The sequence below is a fragment of the Bradyrhizobium sp. SZCCHNRI2009 genome (assembly GCF_032485115.1).
Taxonomy (GTDB): domain Bacteria; phylum Pseudomonadota; class Alphaproteobacteria; order Rhizobiales; family Xanthobacteraceae; genus Bradyrhizobium.
Map to the genome: position 1 here is coordinate 299,846 of NZ_JAUEUH010000007.1, position 22,913 is coordinate 322,758.

General features: G+C 65.9%; 23 protein-coding genes and 1 pseudogene. 16 read left to right on the plus strand and 8 right to left on the minus strand.

The features are described 5' to 3' along the window. Nucleotides 1-28 precede the first annotated feature (28 nt). The 3 genes from QX041_RS24905 to QX041_RS24915 all read left to right on the plus strand — a co-directional run bounded on the left by QX041_RS24905 (nucleotide 29) and on the right by QX041_RS24915 (nucleotide 2,813). Nucleotides 29-505 carry a cupin domain-containing protein gene (locus tag QX041_RS24905; RefSeq protein WP_316166844.1) on the plus strand — a complete coding sequence of 159 codons (477 nt, stop codon included), beginning with the start codon at nucleotides 29-31 and terminating at the stop codon, nucleotides 503-505. A gap of 314 nt (nucleotides 506-819) precedes the next feature. Further along, nucleotides 820-1,506 (plus strand): Crp/Fnr family transcriptional regulator, encoded by a 687-nt coding sequence (locus QX041_RS24910; RefSeq protein ID WP_316166846.1) that lies wholly within the window; start codon nucleotides 820-822, stop codon nucleotides 1,504-1,506. 167 nt (nucleotides 1,507-1,673) lie between these two features. After that, nucleotides 1,674-2,813 carry a sensor histidine kinase gene (locus QX041_RS24915; protein ID WP_316166847.1) on the plus strand — a complete coding sequence of 380 codons (1,140 nt, stop codon included), beginning with the start codon at nucleotides 1,674-1,676 and terminating at the stop codon, nucleotides 2,811-2,813. A gap of 121 nt (nucleotides 2,814-2,934) precedes the next feature. Here QX041_RS24915 and QX041_RS24920 read toward each other — a convergent pair. Then, a pseudogene (locus tag QX041_RS24920) lies at nucleotides 2,935-3,105 on the minus strand (cytochrome P450); the annotation flags it as partial. Nucleotides 3,106-3,240: 135 nt separating this feature from the next. On the opposite strand from QX041_RS24920, the gene QX041_RS24925 reads away from it, so the two are divergent. Then, on the plus strand, nucleotides 3,241-3,849 hold the full coding sequence (locus tag QX041_RS24925; RefSeq protein WP_316166849.1) for a hypothetical protein: 609 nt from the start codon (nucleotides 3,241-3,243) through the stop codon (nucleotides 3,847-3,849). An 84-nt stretch (nucleotides 3,850-3,933) separates the two neighbouring features. Here QX041_RS24925 and QX041_RS24930 read toward each other — a convergent pair whose 3' ends face one another. The 3 genes from QX041_RS24930 to QX041_RS24940 all read right to left on the minus strand — a co-directional run bounded on the left by QX041_RS24930 (nucleotide 3,934) and on the right by QX041_RS24940 (nucleotide 11,072). Then, nucleotides 3,934-5,130 (minus strand): cytochrome P450, encoded by a 1,197-nt coding sequence (locus tag QX041_RS24930; RefSeq protein WP_316166851.1) that lies wholly within the window; start codon nucleotides 5,128-5,130, stop codon nucleotides 3,934-3,936. Nucleotides 5,131-5,493: 363 nt separating this feature from the next. Next, nucleotides 5,494-10,263: a DUF3320 domain-containing protein gene (locus QX041_RS24935; RefSeq protein ID WP_316166852.1), complete on the minus strand. Its 4,770-nt coding sequence runs from the start codon at nucleotides 10,261-10,263 to the stop codon at nucleotides 5,494-5,496. Nucleotides 10,264-10,427: 164 nt separating this feature from the next. Beyond that, nucleotides 10,428-11,072, minus strand: a complete 645-nt coding sequence (locus tag QX041_RS24940; protein WP_316166854.1) for a glutathione binding-like protein — start codon at nucleotides 11,070-11,072, stop codon at nucleotides 10,428-10,430. A 90-nt stretch (nucleotides 11,073-11,162) separates the two neighbouring features. Between QX041_RS24940 and QX041_RS24945 the strand changes: the two genes are divergently transcribed. Then, nucleotides 11,163-11,834 (plus strand): TetR/AcrR family transcriptional regulator, encoded by a 672-nt coding sequence (locus QX041_RS24945; protein ID WP_316166856.1) that lies wholly within the window; start codon nucleotides 11,163-11,165, stop codon nucleotides 11,832-11,834. Nucleotides 11,835-11,838: 4 nt separating this feature from the next. Here the strand turns inward: QX041_RS24945 and QX041_RS24950 are convergent, their stop codons facing one another. Next, a complete protein-coding gene (locus tag QX041_RS24950; protein WP_316166858.1) occupies nucleotides 11,839-12,804 on the minus strand; it encodes a glyoxylate/hydroxypyruvate reductase A in 966 nt (321 codons plus the stop codon). Nucleotides 12,805-12,892: 88 nt separating this feature from the next. On the opposite strand from QX041_RS24950, the gene QX041_RS24955 reads away from it, so the two are divergent. The 5 genes from QX041_RS24955 to QX041_RS24975 all read left to right on the plus strand — a co-directional run bounded on the left by QX041_RS24955 (nucleotide 12,893) and on the right by QX041_RS24975 (nucleotide 15,924). Then, nucleotides 12,893-13,210, plus strand: a complete 318-nt coding sequence (locus QX041_RS24955; protein ID WP_315717601.1) for a hypothetical protein — start codon at nucleotides 12,893-12,895, stop codon at nucleotides 13,208-13,210. Nucleotides 13,211-13,309: 99 nt separating this feature from the next. After that, entirely contained in the window at nucleotides 13,310-13,678 is a 369-nt protein-coding gene (locus QX041_RS24960) for a YciI family protein (protein WP_315717600.1), read from the plus strand. Next, a complete protein-coding gene (locus QX041_RS24965; RefSeq protein ID WP_315717599.1) occupies nucleotides 13,675-14,946 on the plus strand; it encodes an RNA polymerase sigma factor in 1,272 nt (423 codons plus the stop codon). The genes QX041_RS24960 and QX041_RS24965 overlap by 4 nt, the downstream gene beginning before the upstream one ends. A gap of 96 nt (nucleotides 14,947-15,042) precedes the next feature. Next, complete coding sequence (locus QX041_RS24970; protein ID WP_316166859.1) at nucleotides 15,043-15,474, plus strand: DoxX family protein; 432 nt, start codon at nucleotides 15,043-15,045, stop codon at nucleotides 15,472-15,474. Nucleotides 15,475-15,504: 30 nt separating this feature from the next. Continuing rightward, nucleotides 15,505-15,924: a VOC family protein gene (locus QX041_RS24975; RefSeq protein WP_315753957.1), complete on the plus strand. Its 420-nt coding sequence runs from the start codon at nucleotides 15,505-15,507 to the stop codon at nucleotides 15,922-15,924. A 5-nt stretch (nucleotides 15,925-15,929) separates the two neighbouring features. Here QX041_RS24975 and QX041_RS24980 read toward each other — a convergent pair whose 3' ends face one another. Further along, complete coding sequence (locus QX041_RS24980) at nucleotides 15,930-16,376, minus strand: hypothetical protein (protein ID WP_315753955.1); 447 nt, start codon at nucleotides 16,374-16,376, stop codon at nucleotides 15,930-15,932. A 4-nt stretch (nucleotides 16,377-16,380) separates the two neighbouring features. Next, entirely contained in the window at nucleotides 16,381-17,181 is an 801-nt protein-coding gene (locus tag QX041_RS24985) for an SDR family oxidoreductase (protein WP_315753952.1), read from the minus strand. An 886-nt stretch (nucleotides 17,182-18,067) separates the two neighbouring features. Between QX041_RS24985 and QX041_RS24990 the strand changes: the two genes are divergently transcribed. After that, a complete protein-coding gene (locus tag QX041_RS24990) occupies nucleotides 18,068-19,276 on the plus strand; it encodes a hypothetical protein (protein ID WP_316166860.1) in 1,209 nt (402 codons plus the stop codon). A gap of 46 nt (nucleotides 19,277-19,322) precedes the next feature. Here the strand turns inward: QX041_RS24990 and QX041_RS24995 are convergent, their stop codons facing one another. Next, nucleotides 19,323-19,841 carry a helix-turn-helix domain-containing protein gene (locus QX041_RS24995; RefSeq protein ID WP_316166861.1) on the minus strand — a complete coding sequence of 173 codons (519 nt, stop codon included), beginning with the start codon at nucleotides 19,839-19,841 and terminating at the stop codon, nucleotides 19,323-19,325. Between the two features lie 106 nt (nucleotides 19,842-19,947). Here QX041_RS24995 and QX041_RS25000 point away from each other — a divergent pair, with 106 nt between their 5' ends. From QX041_RS25000 to QX041_RS25020, 5 genes are all read left to right on the plus strand, one after another. After that, complete coding sequence (locus QX041_RS25000) at nucleotides 19,948-20,499, plus strand: dihydrofolate reductase family protein (protein WP_316166863.1); 552 nt, start codon at nucleotides 19,948-19,950, stop codon at nucleotides 20,497-20,499. Nucleotides 20,500-20,685: 186 nt separating this feature from the next. Then, nucleotides 20,686-21,336, plus strand: coding sequence for a glutathione S-transferase family protein (locus tag QX041_RS25005; RefSeq protein WP_316166864.1), 651 nt, complete (start codon nucleotides 20,686-20,688; stop codon nucleotides 21,334-21,336). A 112-nt stretch (nucleotides 21,337-21,448) separates the two neighbouring features. Next, nucleotides 21,449-21,862 (plus strand): YciI family protein, encoded by a 414-nt coding sequence (locus tag QX041_RS25010; protein ID WP_316166866.1) that lies wholly within the window; start codon nucleotides 21,449-21,451, stop codon nucleotides 21,860-21,862. Between the two features lie 33 nt (nucleotides 21,863-21,895). Continuing rightward, a complete protein-coding gene (locus QX041_RS25015; RefSeq protein WP_316166868.1) occupies nucleotides 21,896-22,312 on the plus strand; it encodes a YciI family protein in 417 nt (138 codons plus the stop codon). Nucleotides 22,313-22,345: 33 nt separating this feature from the next. Beyond that, entirely contained in the window at nucleotides 22,346-22,714 is a 369-nt protein-coding gene (locus QX041_RS25020) for a hypothetical protein (RefSeq protein ID WP_316166869.1), read from the plus strand. Nucleotides 22,715-22,913 lie beyond the last annotated feature (199 nt).

Here is a 22,913-nt window from a genome sequence, read left to right on the forward strand (position 1 = left end):
GGCAATGCTGCCGGTTGGGAGATCCGTGATGGACATGCTTGCCGAGATCACCGACATCGGGCCGCAGCCGCAGGCGTTCGACATCGAGCGGGCGACGCGGGACAATGCCAATTATCGGTCGGTCGCCTGGAGCGGGCGCTATCTGCAGGTGACGCTGATGTCGATTCCGGTCGGCGGCGACATCGGACTGGAGGCGCATCCGGAAACCGATCAGTTCCTGCGGCTCGATGCCGGCCGCGGCCGGGTGCAGATGGGGCCCGCCAAGGACAAGCTGACGTTCGACCAGACGGTGTCGAACGGCTGGTGCGTGCTCGTTCCGGCCGGGACCTGGCACAACATCACCAACATCGGCCCGACGCCGATGCAGGTCTATGCGATCTATGCGCCGGCCCATCACGCGCCGGGCAAGGTGCAGGCGACGGCGGCTGCGGCCGCAGCCGACCGTGACGACGCGCCCGCGACCTGGTCCGTGCAACCCAAACAGGTGGCCGATCACCACGGATGAACGACCGCGAGGATGCGATGAGGCCTCATTCGCTCGGCCGGCTCGCGCCGAGGAGATGGTCGAACGCGCGGGGTCTGGTGCACGCCGGTCTCTCGTTCGAGGCGGCTCCGGCGTGAGCATGCTCCATCATGTGAGGGGCTGCATCGCAGGGAAGGTCTCGCATCGATTGCAGAATGGCGCTCGCGGCGCTCTATCCTCGCCGGGAACTCAATCGGAGGGCGATGAGAAGATTGACCTAGCGCAAAGATGGAAGCGGTTTCCACCGTAAAATTTCGGCATGTCCACCGAGGGGGATGGCATGTCCACCGAGGGGGATGGGGGCTGTGCCGAGTTCGAACCTCGCCAGATTTGATCCGAAGGCCTTTCTCGACAAGGTATGCCCGGGGCAGAAGGTCCTGAAGGTTCCCAAGGGGGGAAGCGTGTTCGCCCAGGGCGACCCGGCCGACGCCCTGTTCTTTCTCCAACAGGGAAAGATCAAGCTGACCGTCGTCAACGACGTCGGCAAGGAAGCGGTCATCGGCATCGTCGATGCCGGGCAGTTTCTTGGCGAAGGCTGTCTGACGCGGCAGGCGGTGCATACCGGCTCGGCATTCGCCCTGCAGGATTGCGTGGTCACCGCCATCGCCAAGAAGACGATGATCGCAGCGCTTCGCCTCCATCCCGAGCTTGCGGAGATGTTCGTCGCGTTTCTGCTGGCCAGGATCGACCGGTTCGAGGCGGACCTGATCGACCAGCTCTTCCATAGCAGCGAAAAGCGGCTGGCGCGGCTGCTTCTGACGATGGCCGATTACGGCCGCGGCGAAACGCCGCTGCCGGTCATTCCAAGAATCAGCCAGGAAACGCTGGCCGAAATGATCGGCACGACGCGGTCGCGCGTCAGTCATTTCATGAACAAGTTCAGAAAGGCGGGCCTGATCGAATATGACGGCGAGATCGTCGTCTATCCGGCGCTGCTGCAAGCCGTCCTGAACGACAACCTGCAGGCGGAGCAGCAGAACTAGCTGCGGGTGTGCAGCGCGCGGGTGGTCTGTTTTGCACAGACGGAACTCCGTCCGCATCGCTAGCTGCCAGAACTCGCCGCCGGGCTCTGCGTTTCGTTTCGCCGCTTGAAGGCGGGACACGCGAAGCGTTCGTGACGGGGGGACGTGTTGCGTAGGGAGGGGACCACATGTTCAAGCAGCAGTTTTCCGACGCGTCTGACGCGTGCGCACTTGCCGAAGCCATTGTGGACACGGTCCGGGAGCCGCTGCTCGTCCTCGACCACGATCTCCGCGTGATTGCCGCTAGCCGTTCGTTCTATCTCACCTTCTCCGCGACGCCCGAGGACGTGCTGGGACAACTCTTCTATGAGCTGGATGACGGCGCCTGGAATATTCCGGCGCTGAAGTCGTGGCTGAGCCAGATCTTCTCCAACACCGGCGCGCTGCATGATTTCGAGGTGGAGCACGTTTTTCCCGCCGTCGGACCCCGGGCGATGCGGCTGAACGCCCGGCAGGTGTCCTACACGGTCGGGTCCCATACGACCATCCTGCTCGGCCTCGAGGACGTCACCAGCGAGCGCGAGATGGCGCGCCGGAACGAGGAGCTGCTGCGTCAGAAGGATATGCTGCTCGAGGAGTTTCAGCACCGCGTCGGCAACAGCCTGGCGATCATCGCCAGCATCATCTCGTTGAAGGCACGGTCCGTCGGCTCCGAGGAGGCGCGACGCCACCTGGACGACGCCCGCGACCGGGTCATCTCGTTCGCGAACATCCAGCAGAGTCTCCACACCTCCGCGCGCAGCGGCGTGGTCGCGCTCGGAGCGCATTTCGCGAGGCTCTGCCAGGCGATCTCGCAATCGATGATCGCCGACCATCAGCGGACCAGGATCGAAACCCGCGGCGACGGTCAGGCGACGACGAGCGAAGCCGAAAGCCTCGGGCTGATCGTCACCGAGCTCGTCATCAACTCCCTCAAGCATGCGTTTCCCGAGGACACCGCGAATGGGCTGATCACCGTGACCTACGAGTCCTCCGGAGCCGGCTGGACCCTGTCCGTCTCGGACAATGGAACGGGGAAATTGCAGCTGAACGGCCGGCCGAAGGGGGGCCTCGGCACCGGCATCGTCACGGCGCTGGCGAAGCAGCTCGGTGCCGAGGTCACGACCGTGGCCGGCCGGCCCGGCACGACCGTCTCGGTGCGTCACGCCGCCGTGGCGACCCGCGACGACTTGACCGGAGCAAGCGTGCCGTCCGCTTCCGCGATCCGATCCAGGGCCGAGTCCAAGGCGGGATCCACGGCCGGATCGCGGACCGTCAGCCGATCGTGACGTCGCCGCCGATCAGTACGACCCGATCAGTACGACGGTGAGACCAGGGTCCTAGCCCACCCGCGACCAGATCAGGCGCACCGACTCAGCGCGCAGTAGTACGATCCCCCGCGCGCTGCTTCTACTGCAGCCGAACCGGCAGATTGAGCGGGCCGCGGAAGCCGAACCCGTGCCAGCGCACGCTCGCAGGATCGGGCAAGGTCATGTTGGGAAAACGCTCGAGCCGCATCGGCAGCAGGATGGCGCCGACGGTGCGGTGGGAGAGGTGGGCGCCGGCGCAATGGTGCAGGCCGCCCCGATTGCGCAGCTCACTCTCCTCGCTCGAGCGACGACGTCCTGATCGCAAGGAACCAATGGTCCGACACGGAGATTGGTATCGAGACCGGGCTGGCCCCACTCCGGCGATGCCGCACAGGAAGGCCTTTCAATGAACAAGCGCAAATCAAATGGCTCCCACAAGGGGAACAGCGCGAAACCCGTCGTGGCGAAGCCGGTATCAATGCCCAAACACGCCGACGCGACAGCGAGGCAGAAGCGCGCTCGCGTGCTAACCGAGTTCGTAAGCTCGGACGCAGACGAACTGCAGGCAGTTCCGGAGACCGAAACGAGGCTCCCGGGACGACCAGGCCAGGAGACGGAAACGATCCTGCCGCCGCTCCCGCCTCTTGAGCCCGAATCCGCGCCGGCGCGCCTGCCGCCTCTCAGCGAGCTGAAGCCCGATGCCGTTCAGCCTGTCGGCGCTGGGACGGACTCGCACGAATCCCAGCCAACCCCGATCGCTGAAGCCAGGGCGGCCGATCCCTCGCCCGTGGCGGGCGGACCGCCGCCGGCGCTCGCCGGCATGGAGGCCTGCCAGACCCTGCTTATGGAGATGACGCGAGACAATCTCGATTTGGCGGCCAGCCTCGCCACGATGCGCTCGCCTCTCAGCATGTTCGGCGTCGCGACCACGTTTGCCGGCAGACAGATCGACATCTACCGCAGGTTCACGAAGGCCGTCGTCGAGATCGCCACCGGGCCTGCCAAAGCGCGATAACTCGAACGTGGTGATTCCAACCAACCCGGGGCCCGCCTCAGGTGCACTGAGACAACGCGAAGAACAACGCCCTTCGTGCCGGTCCTACTGCAGCCGTACCGGCAGATTGAGCGGGCCGCGGAAGCCGAATCCGTGCCACCGCACGCTCGCGGGATCGGGCAGCGTCATCTTCGGGAAGCGCTCGAACAGCATCGGCAGCAGGATGGCACCGACGGTGCGGCGGGAGAGGTGGGCGCCGGCGCAGTGGTGGGGGCCGTTGCCGAAGGCCTGGTGGGGGTTGGGGTCGCGCAGGGCGTTGTAGTGCTCGCCGTCGGTGAACAGCTCCTCGTCGCGGTTGGCGGAGGCCTGGATGGTCATCACGGTGTCGCCCTTCGGGATCAGGCAGCCGCGGATCTCGGTGTCCTCCATCACCAGGCGTGAGCTCGCCTGGATCGGCGCCACCCAGCGCACGCCTTCCTCGAAGGCGGAGCGCCATTTGTCCTGCGCGCGCACCGCGGCGAGCTGCTCCGGATTGGTGAGCAGGCCGTAGAGGATCGTCAGCAGCGCGTCGCGCGGCTCGTTGATGCCGCCGCCGATCGCGATCTTGATGTTGGCGATGATCTGGCTCTCGGGGATCGGGTTCTTCGCGTTGACCATGAAGGAGAGCGCGGAGGAATCCGGCATCGCGCGGACGCGCGCCATGTTGGCGCGGATGCAGCGGTCCATCTCCGCGTTGGCGATATCGGACGCGTCGAACGGCCCCGGCGTCCAGCCGAAATTGCCGGCGCCGTCGATCAGGGCCTGCGACCAGCGCTGCATGTCGGCATCGCTGGCGTCGGGAATGCCCATCACTTCAGCGAGGATGCGCGCGGCCAAGGGGCCGGCGAGGGCGGGGAACAGATCGACGATCTCGCCGCGCGGCAGGCGGTCGAGATAATCAGTGGCGAATTTGGTGTAGAGCGGCTCCCAGACGGCCTCGATCGTCTTCGGCATCAGGGCCGGCATCATCGCCATGCGCTCGGCGCGGTGCTCGTCGTGATCCTTGCGCATCAGCGTATGCGCGAGGAAGGCGCGCTTCATCGGCGTGTTCGGATCGTCGGACGAGAACAGCGCCGCATTGTCCTTCACATATTTGGTGTCGGCCGCCTTGGTGAGGAACGTCCGGCCCACCGACTTGACCCGCAGCACCGGCGCTTCGCGGCGCAGCCGCCGGTAGATCGGATAGGGATCGCGCGTCAGCTCCGCGATGGTGATGGTCTCGTCCAGGGGAGCCAGGGTCTGAGCCGGGGTCGCGGTCGGCATGGGGCGCTCCTGTGGGATGCGGGCCAGCGCGTGTCGTGCCTCGAGGATAGTGGCCGGGACGGACCCGTGCAATCCTGGTCCGATGCATTGGCCGGGACGAGCGTCCGTGCTGAACGAATTCTGACCTCGCCGGTTCCGTACCTTCAGCGATTCCGCGGGTTTGCGGTGACAGCCGGCGGGCGACATTCCGCGCTGCGAGGTGTCAGCTCCGACATCGTCGGCGCGCCACCGCCATTGCAGCACGCGGATGGATCGCGAGATCGTCGTTGCCAGCGCCTCCTGCGCAACGCGGTGCGACGTGCGCTCCGCGGGGCGGCTGTGACGCGGCGTTCGGGCCGTGATTCCCGGCACGCATTCAGCCGGTCAGTCCTGCGCCGCCGGCGAGGCCTCCTGCGGCCTGGTCAGCAGCGCTCCTTCGCGGCGCAGGTGTCCTGCGTCGAGAAGACTTCTGAGACTGCCCTGCACGGTCTCCCGCAGCTGGGCGCTGGTCGACCCGAAGCCAAACAAGCGGGCCACCGCCTGGATCAACTGGTCCTCCTCGGCACCGAAGTTCTGCTCGACAATCTGCATGATGGCCGCCTTGATTTCCTCCGGCGGCAGCATCTCGGGCTTGCGCAAGGACTGCGATTGCACGTCCTCGCGCGTGCGGACGACGATCGCCTGTCCCGGCACGGCGTAGAACGGACCTCCGGCGATCTGTCCCTTCGCAACTGCCGATGTCAGCGCCGCTCTCACGGCATCGCGGATGCGATTGCCGGCGCGGGCAAGGCCCCAGGCCGATCTGATCCGGACGATGATTTCCGATTCATGCACCGGCCCCTCGATGGCGACGATCTCGACGACATGCCGCGTCATGTCGGCAAGCGGCGTCTCGTGCGGCTCGATCTCCCGACGGACGCGCAGCTTCGCCTCTTCATAGGGGGCCACCGTCGGTGCCTGTGCGAGGATCTCCTGAGGGCGCTGCTCGGTCTGCTCCGGCGCCGGCACATCGGAGGATGCCGGAGGCTCGGGTTGAGCTCGCGCCGTCCCTTGGTCGATGTCCCGCCAATGCGCCTTCGCAGCGTCGATCGCGCGGAGGACCTTCTCGGTTTCCTCCTTGGGACGGAGAAACCAGTCGGTCGACCAGATGCGATGCAGCACCCAGCCATGCGCTTCCAGCACATTCTGCCGAAGGCGGTCGCGGTCTCGCGCCGAACGAGACGCATGGTACTGGGCGCCGTCGCATTCGATTCCGAGCAGGAAGCGGCCCGGCTTGTCGGGATCGACGACGGCGAGGTCGACGAAGAATCCGGCGGTGCCGATCTGGGTCTTCACGTCGTGGCCGAGCGCCCGCAGCCTTGCGGCGACCTGCTCCTCGAACACCGAGTCGGGATCGCGCCCGGTCTCCTGCGCGATGCCGAGCTGCCCCGTCTGCGCGAAGGTCAGGAACGTCTTCAGGGCCGCGATGCCGCGGCCCTTGGCGCGCGACAGGTCGATGTCGTCGCCGGTGATCGACGAGAACACCTCGCATCGGAGCTTGGCGCGCGAGATCAGCACGTTCAGCCGGCGCTCGCCTCCGTCGGAGTTGAGGGGGCCGAAGCTCATCGAGACGAAACCTTCCTTGGTTCGCCCATAGCCGATGGAGATGAAGATGACGTCGCGTTCGTCGCCCTGGATGTTCTCGAGGTTCTTCACGAAGAACGGCTCGCTGGCCCCGCGGACGAAGAAGCTCTCCGTTGCCGGGTTTTCCTTGCGCAGGATTTCGAGCTGATCCTGGATCGCCTGGCGCTGCGCCACCGAGAAGGTCGCGACGCCAAGGCTTCGGTCCGGCGTCTCGCGCGCATGGCGCATGACGGCCTCGGCGACGAGCCGCGCTTCCCTGGGGTTGGTCCGGCTGCTGCCGCGTTCGTAGTGCGCATCGGGGTTGTAGTTGAACTTCAATCCCATTCCCGCGACGGCGTCGTACGGGCTCGGCACGATGAACAGCCGGTTGTCGTAGAACTGCTTGTTGGAAACGGCGATCAGCGACTGGTGTTTGCTGCGATAGTGCCAGTTCAGCATCCGATGCGACAGGCCCTTGGCAAGGCAGAGGTCGAGAATGCTCTCGGCGTCCTTGACCTGGAAGGTCGGCTGATCCTCGTCGTCATTGTCCTCGTCGTCGTTACCTGTCAGCTTCGCGAAGAAGCGCGTCGGCGGCAGCTGCCGCTCGTCGCCGACGACCACGATCTGCCGGCAGCGCGCGACCGCGCCGAGCGCGTCGACCGGCTCGATCTGCGAGGCCTCGTCGACCACCAGAAGATCGAAGGCGATCGCGCCAGGCTTGAGGAACTGTGCCACCGACAGAGGGCTCATCAGGAAGATCGGCTTGATCTGCTGAATGACCGGACCGGCCCGTTCCAGGAGCTGGCGGATGGGCAGATGATTGCGCTTCTTGGCAAGCTCGCCGTTGAGCACACCGAGCGGCCCGATGCCGCCGGCGTTGCGCGGCAGGGCCGCGGCATGCTCGTGGGCGATCTGATCGCGGGCCAGTTGCATCCGTGCGACGTCGAGCTTGCGGAAGCCATCGACCAGCCGATCGTGCGATTCGCCGTCGAAACGTTTCAGTTCAGGATGATCGGCGAAGATCACGCTGCGCATGGCGTCGTAATAGGACCGGTCGAAGGCGGCTTCGAGCCCTTCGCCTGGCAAGGAGCCATCGAGCGTGCGGTCGACCAGCGCGGCGAGGCCTTGCGCGCGCGCAAGGCGGACCCGGTCCATGAATGCGATCCAGCGGGTGAGGCGCTCGGTCGCGTTCTGCCACTCCGACAAAGTCTGCGACAGGCCGTCCAACCGGATCTGGTCGCCGGCCTCGAGCGGGATGCGGGCAGGCTCCAGCTGGAGAGAGTCGATCAGCCTGCCGAGGCCGGACCTCAGACTTGCGAGGTCGTGGTTGAGCTGTTCGATCGATTGCCGATCATCGGCCGACAAGGCCAGCTGCGTCAGCCGCTGGCGCGTTTCGTCGTTTGCGAACGGCTTGGGGAATGCACTCCACCAGGTCGCCAATCTGGACAACGCATCCCAGTCCGACCGTTCCTTCTGCCACGCCGTTCCGAATGCGGTGCTGCCGGCAGCTTCGACCTCCGCGAAGGACCGGCGTGCGGCTTGCGCCGCGATGAGGCCGTCGAGCAGCAGAAGCCGCTGCTCGAGCGTTTTCGGCATCGGCACCTTCAGGTACGAGGCCAGCAGCACCACCTGCTCGCGATAGCGCGGGCTGAGCAGACGCAGCCAGGAGCGGCCCTTCTCGGCGATGACCTTGCGGCACTCGGCGATCGGCGCATCCCAGGCGGCCTCGACGAAGGCGCTCTCGAAGGCCGTCCTCAATTTCGCGTAACGCAGCCCCTTGTCGATGATGTCCGTGATGAGTCCGGTCTGGCTCCAGACGCCGTCGCGGAAGGACGTCCGATCGCACTCCGGCATCGCGGCCGCGGCCTCGGCGAAGGCGAGTATCCCCGCGGCATCGGCCAAGGTGGCCGGCGGCGGGAGATCGAGCAGCGTGCCGAGGCGGGCCGCGCCTGTGGATACGCTGCCGACAACGTTCGAAATGTCGTCGAGCGATTTTCGCAGCTCTGTCATCTCGGCTGGATCCAGCGCGTCGCGGCCGACACCGCGCCAGGGATGCAGGTGCGGCGCGCCGTCGGCCGCAATTCGTTCGGCGAGTTCGGCGATCAGCTCACGCCGCCGCTCCAGATCGAGGGGAGACCAAGAGGGGGCACCCTGCAACGGATAGGGAGGCTGCGCGGAGTTGTCCCCAGAGCGCACGAGATGACCCAGCAGCCTGAACGGTGTCAGTTCGCTCGGCTGATGCGGCTGGTGCATCATCTCCGCATGCCGGTTGAGGCCGTCCCGGCTGTCGGTCAGGCGCTGCACCAGCGTGGCTTCGCCGCGCGGGACCGGGACCTCAGCCGATTTGCAGCGTTTCAGCTCTTCGAGCAGAACGCGCTTGTTGGCCTTGTTGGAGTGCAGCTCCAGCGCGAGCGCGCCGAGACCGACATGCTTCAGCCGCCGGTGCACGACCTCGAGCGCCGCCATCTTCTCGGCGACGAACAGCACCGTTTTCCCCTCGGCGGCAGCCGACGCGATGATGTTGGTGATGGTCTGCGATTTGCCGGTTCCAGGCGGTCCCTTGACGACGAGGTCGCGTCCGCGGACCACTTCCTCGATTACCACGGCCTGCGATGAATCCGCATCGACGACATGGTTCATCGCCACCGGCTGGATGACGGAATCGATCTTTCCGTCGTCGGCCACGATCGGCTCCGCGCCCTCGAAACCGTCCTGAAGCAGCGCTGCGATGAGGGGGTGACGATCAAGGCCGCCATCTGCGGGCCAGTTGTCAGGGTCCAGATCGCGATACATCAGGAACTTGGAGAACGAGAAGAAGCCGAGGACGATCGCGTCCGTCCTGACCTCCCACCGCTGTTTGTTGGCGACCGTCTCCGCGACGCCGGCGAGATAGGCCGCGATGTCGACATCGTCCTCGTCGCCAAAATCCTCGATCTTGAGTCCGAACTCGGCGTCGAGCTTGGCCTGGAGCGAGAGGTTCGGCGACGGCGGCTCAGCGCGCGAGACCAGGTGAAACCGATCGGCGGCGCTGCTGCGTTCCAGACGGACGGGCAGCAGGACGAGCGGCGCGAAGCGCTCGACATCGGATTTGTCGTCCTCGAACCATTTCAGTAGCCCGAAGGCGAGATAGAGGATATTGACGCCCTGTTCTTCCTCGAGCGTTCGTGCGTCGTACCAGATATCCAGCAGGCGCTTCTGCAGCGCCTCCGATGACAGCCGGGTCCTGAGCCGGGTGTCCGGCTGCCGCGTCTGCGACTCCGAATCATCACCTTCCTGGTCCACCTTGGTGGTCGGCGTGTCGGATCGAGGTGCCGGCACGCTCAAGGGCAGGGTGCCTTCCGCCTCCGCAGTCTCTGCCTTCGTCGGAAGGAACGTGAAGCGCTTGCCTTCGCCGAGAAGCTCGAAGAGCGCAGCAGAGCGCGCGCCGACGATGTCGATGGTGCGGATGGTCTTGGTCTTGAGCGGGATGTGCACGAGCCGGTTGCGCGTGCCCAGATCGAGCAGCGCGCGCCGGTCCGCCAGCAATCGGTCTCGTACGGATGTGGTTGCCACGTGCAATCCTCCTGCGATTCGAGGATTGCAACCCGGAATGATCGCGGTCAAGCATCCGGCGCGGTGGAGAAGCGGTCAATGAGCGATGGTTCATCTTCCCCATGAAGAGGTCTCATCTCCCAATCGAGGGAGATGAGACTCGTATGTTCCCAGGCCGCCTGTTCCTAGGCCGCTGCCTTATGCCGCGCCAGTTCCGTCTTGTAGAGCTTGAACTCCTCGGCGATGGCACGGGCGATCGACGGCCGCGCGCGCAGGCGCTCGTAGTACGCCTTCACGGCCGGCCATCTCGCGAGCTGGACCGGCGGCGTTGCCATGGTCCAGTTGATCACGGTGACGAGATACGCGTCGGCGACCGTGAAATGATCGAGCAGATAGTCGCGATCCCGCAGATGGTTCTCGAGATGATCGAGCCGCGACAGGTTCTTTTTCAGGACATGAGCCTTCATTTCCTCGGGCGCGGTCTTGTCGAGGATCGGAATGAACAGGCCCTTGTGCAGCTCGGTGCCGATGAAGCAGAGCCATTGATGCAGCCGGCTGCGGTCCATGCCGGGGCCGGTGCCGAGCTTCGCCTCGGGGAAGCGATCGGCGACATATTGCAGGATCGCGGCGTTCTCGGTCAGCAGGTCGCCGTCATCGGTGCGGAGCGTCGGGACGAGCCCGAGCGGGTTGACGGCGCGGAAATCGGAGCCGTCGTTGAGGACGATCTTGGTCTTGGGATCGACCTCGAGATAGTTCGCCTTCGCGCCGGCTTCGTAGAGCGCGATGCGGGTGGCGAGCGAGCAGGCGAGCGGCGAGAAATACAGGTCCATGGACGTCTCCCTCGGGCTCCGGACCGGAGCATTGGTTGATTTTTATACTGTCTCGCATAATATGGGCTCGGTCAAGGAATTTAGTGCGAAATGGTACAAAAAAAGAAAGGGCCGCCGCAAGGCGACCGTCCGATAGAAAAGGCGGGTGCCCCCGACCAGCCGAAGCGGCGCGGGAGGCCGCGGGCGTATGAGCCGGATGTCGCGCTCGGCAAGGCGCTCGACCTGTTCCGGTCGACCGGCTTCGCCGCGACCTCGCTCGACGATCTCAGCGCCGCCACCGGCATGAACCGGCCGAGCCTCTATGGCGCGTTCGGCGACAAGCGCGAGCTCTACATCAAGAGCTATCAGCGCTATCGCGACAATGCCCGCGTCCTCATGGGCGACGTCTTCAGTAACGATTGGCCGGTGCGACGGCAGCTCGAGCAGATCTTCGCCACGGCGCTCGACATCTATCTGTCGGGCGAGGAGGGACCGCGCGGCTGCTTCACGGTGATGACGGCGGGCTCGGAGGCTGTCGCCGACCCCGACATCCGCGCCATGGTGCAGAACGCGCTGACCGAGCTCGACAAGGCGTTTGCGCATTGCTTCCGCCGCGCCAAGGAAAAAGGCGAGCTGCCGGCCGACGCCGATCCCGTCGTGTTGGCGCGTCTGGCGTCGGCGACGATCCACTCGATCGCTGTCCGGGCGCGCGCGCGGGCGCCGCGTCAGGAGCTGGAGGCGATCGTCGCCGGCGCGATCGATGTGATGGTCGGCAACAAATAGCGGTTCAATATCCCCTGACGCGATCGACCGGATTGCGCAGCGCCCCGCCGGCCTCGAAGGTCGCGATCTGCTCGGCGACGTAGCGCGAGATCGCGTCGGCGTCGGTGTCGGCCGCATTGTGCGGCGTCAGCACCACCTTCGGGTGGCTCCAGAACGGGCTGTCGACCGGCAGCGGCTCCTGGCCGAACACGTCGAGCGAGACCGAACCAAGTGTGCCGTCGTCGAGGCAGGCGAGGATGTCGGCCTCGTTCTGCAGGCCGCCGCGCCCGGCATTGATCATGACGGGGGCGCCGAGCGGCGAGCTGCGCCGAAGCCTCGCGAACATCTTGCGATCGAGAATGCCGCGCGTGTCGGGCGTCAGCGGTAGCAGCGACACCAAAATGTCGGTCCGCGCCAGGAACGCATCCAGCTGCGCCGCACCGTGGAAGCACTCGATGCCGTCCGCCTGCTTTTCGCTGCGGCTCCAGCCGGCGACCTGGAAGCCGAGCCGCTTGAGCACTTCGGCCGCATCGATGCCGAGCGTACCCAGTCCGAGAATACCGACTCCGATCGCGGCCGCCGGCCATTGATACTTGGGCGCCCAGCGCTTCACGCGCTGCGACTCGCGCAGATACAGCTCCTGCCGATGATGCATCAGCACGTGCAGCACGACATATTCGGTCATCCGCGCCGTAAGATCATCGACCGCGACCCGGACCAGCGGCACGCTCGGCAGCGTCTTGTCGGCCATCAGTGCGTCGACGCCCGCGCCGAGATTGAAGATCACGCGCAGGTTCGGGAAGCCGGCGAGCTCGCCGGGGACCGGCTTCCACACCGCGGCGTAGTGCACCTCCGCCGGATCGAGGCTCGCATCCGGCAGCAGCACCACCGGGCGGTCGCCGCAGACGTCGTCGAAACGCGCCTTCCAGCGCTGCGGCGACCAGTTATCGGTGCCGCCATGGATCAGGAGCGCCAGCGCGCCTTTGGTCATCAGGGGGTCCTCGAGCTTATGTGACGTGTTCCACATACCAGATCGCGCGCGCAGGCCAATCTCCAGCCATCAACACGGAGACATCGTCATGCGCAAATTGCTTCTCGCCGCCGCTTTCGTCATCGCATCCGCCTCGGTCCAGGCTCAGACCATCGATGTCGGGTCGATCCTGTCGGCCAACGGCATTTCCATTGGCAAGGGCGGCGGTCAGCCGCAGGCCGCCAGTCAACAGGGCGCCGCGGACGGCATGGCGCAAGGTGCGGGCGGCCAAGGTGCCGCAGGGCAAGGTCAGGGGCAGGGCCAAGGCCAGTCGCAGCGCCAGACGGGCCGAGCCAGGCAGCCGCGCGAGAGCGCGCAGGAGACGCGGGCGCGCAACATCGCGGCCAAGTACGGCATCTCTTGGTAGGCGGCTTGTTCCTGCAGGCGGAACCCGCGAAAATACTTCGTGGGTCTGTCGGCCGGAGGCATACTCCGCCGTCTTGAAGACGAATGGAGATGACTTCCGATGCTGTATGCGCTGCTCTGCTATCATGACGAGGATGTCGTCTGCGCCTGGAGCAAGGACCAGGATGCCGCGGTCATGGCCAAGCTTGCGGTCATCCAGGAGAAGCTCGCCAAGCAGGGGCGGCTCGGGCCGGTGGCGCGGCTGCTGCCGACCACGGCCGCGACGACGCTCCGGAAGGAGGATCCGCCGCTCGTCATCGACGGCCCCTATGCCGAGACCAAGGAGCAACTGCTCGGCTTCTATCTCGTCGACTGTGCCAATCTCGACGAGGCGCTCGAGGTCGCGCGCGAGCTCGGTGAGGCCAATCCAGGCGGCTCCTACGAGATCCGTCCCGTCGGCACGTTCAGGCCGGGTGGAGCGCTGGCATGACCGATACGGCCTGGATCGATGCAGCCCTGACATCAGCACGTCCCCAGGCCGTCGGCGCGCTGCTGCGCTATTTCCGCGACCTCGACACGGCGGAGGAGGCATTCCAGAACGCCTGCCTGCGCGCGCTGAAGAGCTGGCCCCAGAATGGGCCGCCGCGCGATCCCGCGGCGTGGCTGATCATGGTCGGACGCAACGCGGCCATCGATGACGTCCGCCGTGTCCGCCGCGAGCAGCCGCTGCCGGAGGACGAGGCGATCTCGGATCTCGACGACGCCGAGAGCGCGCTGGCCGACCGGCTCGACGGCTCGCATTATCGCGACGACATCCTCCGCCTGCTGTTCATCTGCTGCCACAAGGATCTGCCCGCGACGCAGCAGATCGCGCTGGCGCTGCGCGTGGTGTCCGGACTGACGGTGAAGCAGATCGCCCGGGCCTTCCTGGTCAGCGAGGCCGCCATGGAGCAGCGCATCACCCGCGCCAAGGCGCGCGTCGCGCAGGCGAACGTGCCGTTCGAGACCCCTGGCGCGGTCGAGCGGTCGGAGCGCCTGACCGCGGTCGCCGCCATGGTCTACCTGATCTTCAACGAGGGCTATTCGGCCAGCGGCGAGACCGCCGCGCAGCGCCAGCCGCTGTCCGAGGAGGCGATCCGGCTGGCGCGGTTGCTGCTGCGGCTGTTTCCGAGCGAGCCCGAAATCATGGGGCTGACGGCGCTGCTGCTGTTGCAGCACGCCCGCTCCGCCGCCCGCTTCGACGCCGAGGGATTGCCGATTCTTCTGGAGGATCAGGATCGCTCGCTGTGGAACCAGCCGATGATCGCGGAAGGCACAGCCCTGATCGACAAGGCGATGCGCCATCGCCGCAGCGGTCCGTACCAGATCCAGGCGGCGATCGCGGCGCTGCATTCACGCGCCGCGCGTCCGGAGGACACCGACTGGACGCAGATCGACCTGCTCTATGGCGCGCTGGAAGTGGTGCAGCCCTCGCCGGTGGTGACGCTCAACCGCGCCGTTGCGGTGTCCAAGGTCCGCGGCGCCGGGGCGGCGCTCGACCTGATCGGGCCGCTCGAAGGGCGGCTCGCCAACTATTTCTATTTCTTCGGCGTGCGCGGCGCGCTGCTGATGCAGCTCGGACGCGCCGACGAGGCACGGACCGCCTTCGACCGCGCCATCGCGCTGGCGCACAGCTCGGCGGAGGCCGCGCATATCCGCATGCAGCTCGATCGCCTGATGCGCGACAGCGCAACGGCTCAGGTCCAGGTCGGCCAGTGACATTCCGCTGAGATTCGATCCAAAATCTTGAACCGGGCTGTCGGCGGCACGCTCCTTCATTCGTCCTTGGAGCAGCATTACGGGGAGGAGCTGCAGATGACGACGATCACCTTGGAAGAACCGGTCTCGCGCGCCGAATTGTGGAGCGGCCGCATCCTGAGTGGGCTGGTGACCCTGTTCCTGCTGTTCGACGGCGCGATCAAGCTCGTCCCTCTGTCCGTCGTCACCCAGACGCTGGATCAGATGGGCTATGGCGCGAGTGACGGCACGGCCCGCGCGCTCGGTCTGATCACGATCGTCTGCACCGTGCTCTATGCGTTGCCGGCGACGTCGTTCGTCGGGGCGATCCTGCTGACAGGCTATCTCGGCGGCGCCATCGCTTCTCATGTCCGCATCGGCAGTCCGCTGTTCAGCCACGTCCTGTTCGGCCTCTATCTCGGGCTGATGCTGTGGGGCGGCTTGTGGCTGCGCGATCGCCGGCTGCGCGCGCTGCTGCCGCTGCCGCTGCCGCTGCCGCTGCCGCGCTGACGAATGATCTTTCAACCAAGGAGGATGACGATGATCTGTCCCTATCTGACGTTCAACGGCGATTGCGAGCAGGCGCTCAAGCACTACCGCGAGGTGCTCGGCGCCAAGATCGAGATGATGATGCGCAACGGCGAGGCGCCGCCGGAGATGCCGTGTGCGCCGGAGCACAAGGACAGGATCATGCATGTCCGCTTCTCGATCGGCGGAGGCGTCCTGATGGCCTCGGATTCGCCGCCCGAATATTATCAAGGCAAGCCGCACGGAATCTCGGTCTCGCTCCAGATCGCGGATCCGGCCGAGGCCGAGCGCAAGTTCAACGCGCTCCTCGAAGGCGGTGCCGTCACCATGCCGTTTGGCAAGACCTTCTGGTCGAAGGGCTTCGGCATGGGCGTCGATCGCTTCGGCATTCCGTGGATGATCAATTCCCCGGCGGAAGGCTACGCGGCGTGACGCCGCTAGCGGCACGAGGGGTACATCGCCTTGAGCTCGCGCCCGCGCAACAACAGAAGCCGCGACGTCAGGCCGCCGCGGCGCTCGATCCAGCCGCGCACCGGCGTGGGATAGGTCTGCAGCACCAGCTTGGAGGCTTCGGGTTCCGCATAAACGCGGCCGCGCCGGTCGACCGAGCGTGCGGCGTGGAAGCCGAGGGAGGCTCGCTGCGTCACGCAGATGCGGTCCTCGGGCACGACGCTGAGCACCAGCGTGCAGGCCGACAGGCAGGGACCGTCGATGATGACACGCTCCCCGGAGGCGCGCACCTTCTCGAACAGATCGAGGAACGGTCCCACCTCGCCGCCGGGCGAGGAGATGATGCGGACGTCGGCGCGCGCCAGCATCGTCGCGATCCCCCACAAGAGGACGGCGAGCAGCAAGGTCAGGATGATGCGCGTCCGGCTCGGCATCGTTTCATGTGTTCCTGCGTTGGCCGCGCAAGGTCGGCAATCCGATTCCCGCGGCATCGAAGCCGCCATCGACGGCCAGGATCTGTCCGGTGATATAGCTGGAGCGTTCGGAGCTGAGAAACAAGATCGCCTCGGCGAGCTCGTCCTCGAGGCCGTAACGGTTGAGTGGAATGGCGTCGTGATAGTCGGCGCGGATCTCCGGCGTGTGCACGTCCTTGGCCATCGCGGTCTCCACCGGGCCCGGCGCCACCGCGTTGACGCGGATGCCGGTGGAAGCGAGCTCGACCGCGAGCTGCTTGGTCAGATGCGCCAGCGCCGCCTTGCTGGTGCCGTAGGCGGAGCGCAGCGTCGAGGCGCGGACGGCTGAAATCGAGGTGATGTTGACGATGGTGCCGCCGTGCTCGCGCATCAGCGGCACCGCGGCGCGCGTGCACAGAAACGGCCCGGTCAGGTTGACGTCGAGGATGCGTTGCCAGTCGGCTTCGCTGGTTTCCATGATCGGGGCGAAACGCGCCACGCCGGCATTGTTGACCAGTGCATCGAGACGACCGAAACGGCCGGCAATGCGCGCCAACGCATCGGCGACCATCGCCGCGTCCGCGACGTCGCAATGCAGCGCGAGCGTTCGATCGGGGGATTTGAGTGCCGATGTGGCGTCGTCGAGCAGCGTCTTCTCGATGTCGAGAAGCGCCACGCGCCAGCCTTCGTGCAGAAATCTCTTTGCCGTCGCCAGCCCGATGCCGCGTGCCGCCCCGGTGATCAGGGCGACCTTGTCAGTCAGCGTCGTCGTCGATGTTTCCGTCACGGGGGTCGACTCCTCGGGCCGGCAGCCCGGCTCTTCTCGTCGTTGAGTCCTAACATGCGCTGCGCGGATCGGCTGTGAAGGCCGTCACATCTGTCAGTGTACGTTCAATCCAGCTCCGCGCGATGCGTATAGCCAGCGAGTTTCGTGGGCGTTGTCAAACAGCCAGGGGTGGTAACGACGACGTCAATTCGCGTTCTCGCGGTGTCGAAGCACCCGAGTCATGCTCGCCCTGGCCTCCCTCTCGGGTCGGAGGGCGCAGGGAAGACCGGGAGCTTGCCCGCCCCATGGCCCCCGCGGGAAAAATGCACGGGGCAGGAACCACAGATTCGGCTGAGACATCCCGGCCCTCCCTGCGCGATGCCCGGGGACCGGCTGTTTTGCCCCCGTTTCCGCCACAATACGCTCCCGCATCGGACACGGCATCAGCATCGGGATGCCAGGGACCACATGATTTCGCCGTACGCGCCGCGTTGTTCGTCTGCGTGTCCTCATATGAGCATGATCTTGTCGGAAAGCTGTGGCGCAATAGCCGTCAACGGCCTCCGGTTCCGAATCATGCTCCACGCTGCAACATCGACGCGTCCACCGCATCCTGCTCCCCACGTTCGTGACGACCGCGAAACATCCCTCTCGATCGGGAACAGGACGTGGCTAAAGGAGCATGAATTCTGGAAAGGCGAAAGAGGGACTTTCTTACGGGAAGCACTGGACAAGGGTGATCGACTTGAAAGTCTTCAGGAAAAGAGCCGCCTCTCCAGGCGCGTTCCCCCGTGGAATTGGACAGTCCCGCCGTCGGCTGATTTGCCCGTCGTCGGGTGGCTCTCGGACGTGTCCGGGACGAATCTGAACCGGTGGCGTAGAGTTTAAGAGTCTCGGTAGAATCGACATGGGCGATCTATTCATCAGCCGGCGAATCACCCTCGTCAGAACCACGGAGCTGCACGCTTCGTCGCACGGGTCGAATGGTCTGTGGCGCGGGTGCGGCGCGCTGCTGTTGTCGTGCATTGTCCTCGGGCTCGCGGCGTCCGGCGCCGCCGGAGCGGATGGCAGCGTTGCTGCGAAACCGGCAGAGACCGAGCAGGCTGCGCACGATGTCGCGCCGCCGCAGCAGCCGCAGACGGCGGAGCCCGAGACGGTGGGGCGGCCGTCGGACGTGCAGACGCCGGCTCTGAAAGTGGTTGTTCCACCGACCGAGCCTGCGAAGCCGATCGCGGTCGAGCGCAAGGGCGACCCGCGGAGCGACGCCAAGACCACGAAGAATCTGTCGGTGCCTCAGCGCGCGCTGCCGGCCGACGTCGCGCAGATGATCGGCCGCAGGATCTGGCTCAACGAGGCCGGGGGACGGCGCGACGCGATCACGTCGTGGAATGCGGGTGAAGAATTCGCCTCGCTGGGAATCGGGCATTTCATCTGGTACCCGTCCACCGCGAAGCCACCTTATGAAGAGGGTTTTCCGGGGCTGATCGCATTTCTGCGCAAGGGCAAGACGCCGTTGCCTGCATGGCTCGACAAGACGCCGATTCCGGCATGCCCGTGGACCAGCCGGGCCGACTTCAAGCGGAATTTCAACTCGCCGCAAATGCGGCAATTGCGGCAGTTCCTGCTCGACACGATTGCGGAGCAGACGCAGTTCCTGGTGGCGCGTGCGCAAGGCGCGATGGACAAGATCCTCGCCAACACGCCCGACAGCGCCGAACGCGAGCACATCGTCGCGCAATATTCGCGAGTCGTGCGCGCCTCCAACGATCTCTACCCGCTGATCGACTACATCAACTTCAAGGGCGAGGGCACCAATCCGTCCGAGACGGCCGTGGACAAGGAGACGGGCCAGCGCCAGGGCTGGGGTCTCAAGCAGGTGCTGCTCAAGATGAACGGCACCACCACCGAGTCCAAGGCCGTGCTCGCCGAATATTCCGACGCGGTGCAGGTCGTGCTGCAACAGCGGGTTCGCAATCTGCCCTCGAACCGCGTGTGGGAGGCGGGCTGGCTGCGTCGCGCCGAGACCTATCGCCGTCCGATCGCGCAGCTCGAGCAGGCCCCCGAACGCGCCCCGCGCAAATCATCGCGCTACAGGGCCGACAACACGCGGTTCTGATGCGGGAAGCGGCGCGCACGATCCGTGCGCGTCGCGAGGCGTGCGATCATCGGCCGCCTGCCTCGGCCTTCTTGGCAGCGACGACCTTCTGGTAAGCTGCCTGCAGCCGCTCGCCGACGCTCGGTCCAGCCCTCCTGCGCCGTTTCGCGCCGAGATGGGTTTCGCGCAGCTCGTCCATGAATTCGGCCCACATCTTCGGGCCGCCTTCCATCAATAGCTTGGCGCGGATGCCGAGCTCCTCCGAGACGGGCAGATACTTGTAACCCCAGCCCGCCATCTGCGCGAGGATCGGCAACAGCTCGATGCCCTGCTCGGTCAGGGAATAGATGCCCTTCTGCCTGTGGCTCGGATCGTCCGCACGGCTGATGATGCCGGCCGCGAGCAGCGTCTTCAGCCGGTCGGCGAGAATGTTCGAGGAGATGCCCTCCTCCGAGCCGCCGAGCAGCTCGCGATAGTGCCGGCGATTTCCGAACATCATGTCGCGGATGATCAAGAGGCTCCATTTGTCCCCCACCACTTCAAGCGACAGGTTGATCGGGCAGCCGGAGCGCTGAGGGTCGGACATCGAAGTCTCGTGAGCAGGGATCGCGCATAAACCGCTTGCAATATTGCACCGGTCTGGGCATTCTCCAACTGCTTGCAAAATGAAAGCAGTCAGGGAGAGGCAGTCGATGGCGAGACTGGTGATGTGGAACATGATGACGCTGGACGGCATGGTTGCGGGCCCGAACGGCGACATCTCCTGGCACGAAGATGTGTGGGGCCCGGAGCTGGAGCATATCTCCGAGACGCAACTGCACGAGGCGGGCGGATTGCTGTTCGGCCGGGTGACCTACGATCTGATGGCCGGCTATTGGCCGACCGAGAAGGGCGTGATCGCCGACGTCATGAACAGCATCCCCAAATATGTTGCCTCCCGCACGCTGTCTCGCCTGGCATGGTCAAACGCGCATCTGCTGGGTCCGGAGCTCGCGGCCGAGGTCGACAAGCTCAAGCAGGAGAATGCCAAGGACCTGTTCCTGTTCGGCAGCGCCGACCTCGGCTCGACGCTTGTGGCACACGACCTGATCGATGAGCTTCGAATCGCGATCAATCCGCGCGTGCTTGGCGCCGGACGGCCGCTGTTCAAGCCGGGGCAGGCCTTGAAGCTCCGCCTGATCGACAGCCGGGCGCTGTCCAACGGCGTTGTCATCGCGCGCTATGCCCCCGTTCGGGGCGTGTGAGCCCATATCTCGCGGCGCGCTCCGGGTTCCGGGGGAGCGCAGGTCTTTCCACTCACACCACCCGTGCGTCTAGCGCCTCAGCTCAACCCTCTCCCCGTGAACAACGGTCCGCGGGAGCGCACCGCCCTGCGGCCGCGCGTTCGGGACCAAACGACTTGTTCTCACTCAACTCAGCAGGAGCGTACGATGTCCCTGACCCTTTACTATCATCCGCTGTCGTCGTTCTGCTGGAAGGTGCTGATCGCGCTGTATGAGAACGACGTTTCGTTCACGCCGAAGCTGATCAATCTCGGGGACGCGGATGAGCGCGCGGCGTTCTTGAAGCTGTGGCCGGTCGGTAAATTTCCCGTGCTGCGCGATGAGCAGCGCACGATTCCGGAATCGAGCATCATCATCGAGTATCTCGACCAGCACTATGCGGGCAGGACGCGCTTCATTCCCGATCATCCCGATCTCGCCTTGCGGACACGTCTACGCGATCGCTTTCTCGACCTCTATCTGCACATGCCGACGCAGACCGTCGTGTTCGACCGGCTGCGGCCGGCCGATGCCCGCGATCCGCTCGGCGTCGCCGACGCTCGAAGCCGGCTGCGCACGTCCTACGCCATGCTCGAGGCCGAGCTGCCGCCGCGTGGCTGGGCGATGGGCGACCCTTTCACCCTGGCGGATTGCGCGGCCTTGCCGGCGCTGTTCTACGCCGACAGAGTGGAGCCGCTGGGTGATGGGCTGCCTGGGGTCACTGCCTATCTCGACCGGCTCAAGACGCGGCCCTCCGTCGCGCGGGTGCTCGCCGAGGCCGAGCCTTATTTCCACATGTTCCCGCAAGAGCCGGGCTGAACCGGGAACCCGGCCAAAACAATTGCGGGAGCGTGTCGGCCGTACCGGGGCCGGATCGTCCTACTGATGAGGGCAGGGCAGTCCTGCCGGACAGCATCAGGGGAGAGCAGCCATGCGGTTCATGGTGATCGTGAAGGCGACCAGGGACACGGAAGCCGGAATCCTGCCGACCACCGAGGAGTTCGCGGCGATGGGCCGGTTCAACGAGGGCTTGGTGAAGGCCGGCATGATGGAGGCCGGCGAGGGCCTGCATCCGACCGCGAAGGGGGCGCGCATCGACTTCTCGAACGGGACGCCGAGCGTCGCGCGCGGTCCGTTCGATCTCTCCCGCGATCTCGCGGCGGGCTTCTGGATGCTCAAGGCCGGCTCGCTCGAGGAGGTGATCGAGCACATGAAGCGGGCGCCGTTCCCGAGCGGCGAGATCGAGATCCGCCAGGTCTATGCCGCGGAGGATTTCGGCGAGACGTTCACGTCCGAATTGCGTGAGCGGGTCGAACGGCTGCGTGCGCAGGCCGCCAGGAACTGAACCGACCCTGATCAGGAGAGGAGGATAAACGCGATGCGATTCATGATGCTGATGATCCCGCTCGGCTATGAGAGTGCGCCGCCGGACGTGCAGCTCGATCCCGAGCGTGTCAAAGCGATGATGCGCCACAACGAGGCCCTGAAGGACGCCGGCGTGCTGATCACGCTGGAGGGCCTGCATCCGCTGTCGATGGGGGCGCGGGTCTCGTTCGCGGGCGGCAAGCCTGTGGTGACCGACGGCCCGTTCGCGGAGGCCAAGGAGGTGCTCGGCGGCTATTGGATGATCGAGGTCGCCTCGCGCGACGAGGCGATCGCCTGGGCCAGGCAGTGCCCGGCCTCGGACAACGAGATCATCGAGATTCGCCAGGTCCAGGAGATGGCCGACTTTTCCGAGGAGGTGCAGCAGGCGGCGGCGGGCTTCGCCGAGCTGCCGCATGCCGGCCGTGTCTGATCGATCCGTTTCACAGCAGGAGAGGGAAGTGCAATGAGTGACAACAGCAACACCTATCTCGCCGTCTTTCTCGGCAGCAAGACCAGTCCGGTCTGGAAAGCCTGGGAGGCGCTGTCCGAGACGGAGCGCAACGCCAGGGGACAGCAGGGCATGGCGGCCTGGCATGCCTGGGTGGACCAACACAAGGGCGCGATCGTCGCGATGGGCGGGCCGCTCGGCAAGACCAAGCGGGTCGACAAGGGCGGCGTCAACGACATCGCCAACGAGATGGGCGCGTTCACCGTGGTCCGCGCCGCGTCGCACGAGGATGCCGCGAAGATGTTCGTCAACCATCCGCATTTTGCGATCTTCCCGGGCGAGCGGGTCGAGATCATGCCGGTGCTGCCGATTCCGGGCGGCTAGTTGAGCGGCCTGCAGGGCGGAGCACGTCGGCTGAGGTGAACGTCCCGCTTGCTGCGGGCGCCCGGCGCTTGTGCCGGGCGCGCTGATCCCGCGGCGAGTTCGGTGCCACCCTGCCCCTTGCGGGGGGCCTCAAGGGACGAGGGTGGCACCTGTTCGCGGGGGCTTAACCGAACGGCGCGATAGAGCGTCCCGGAAGTCG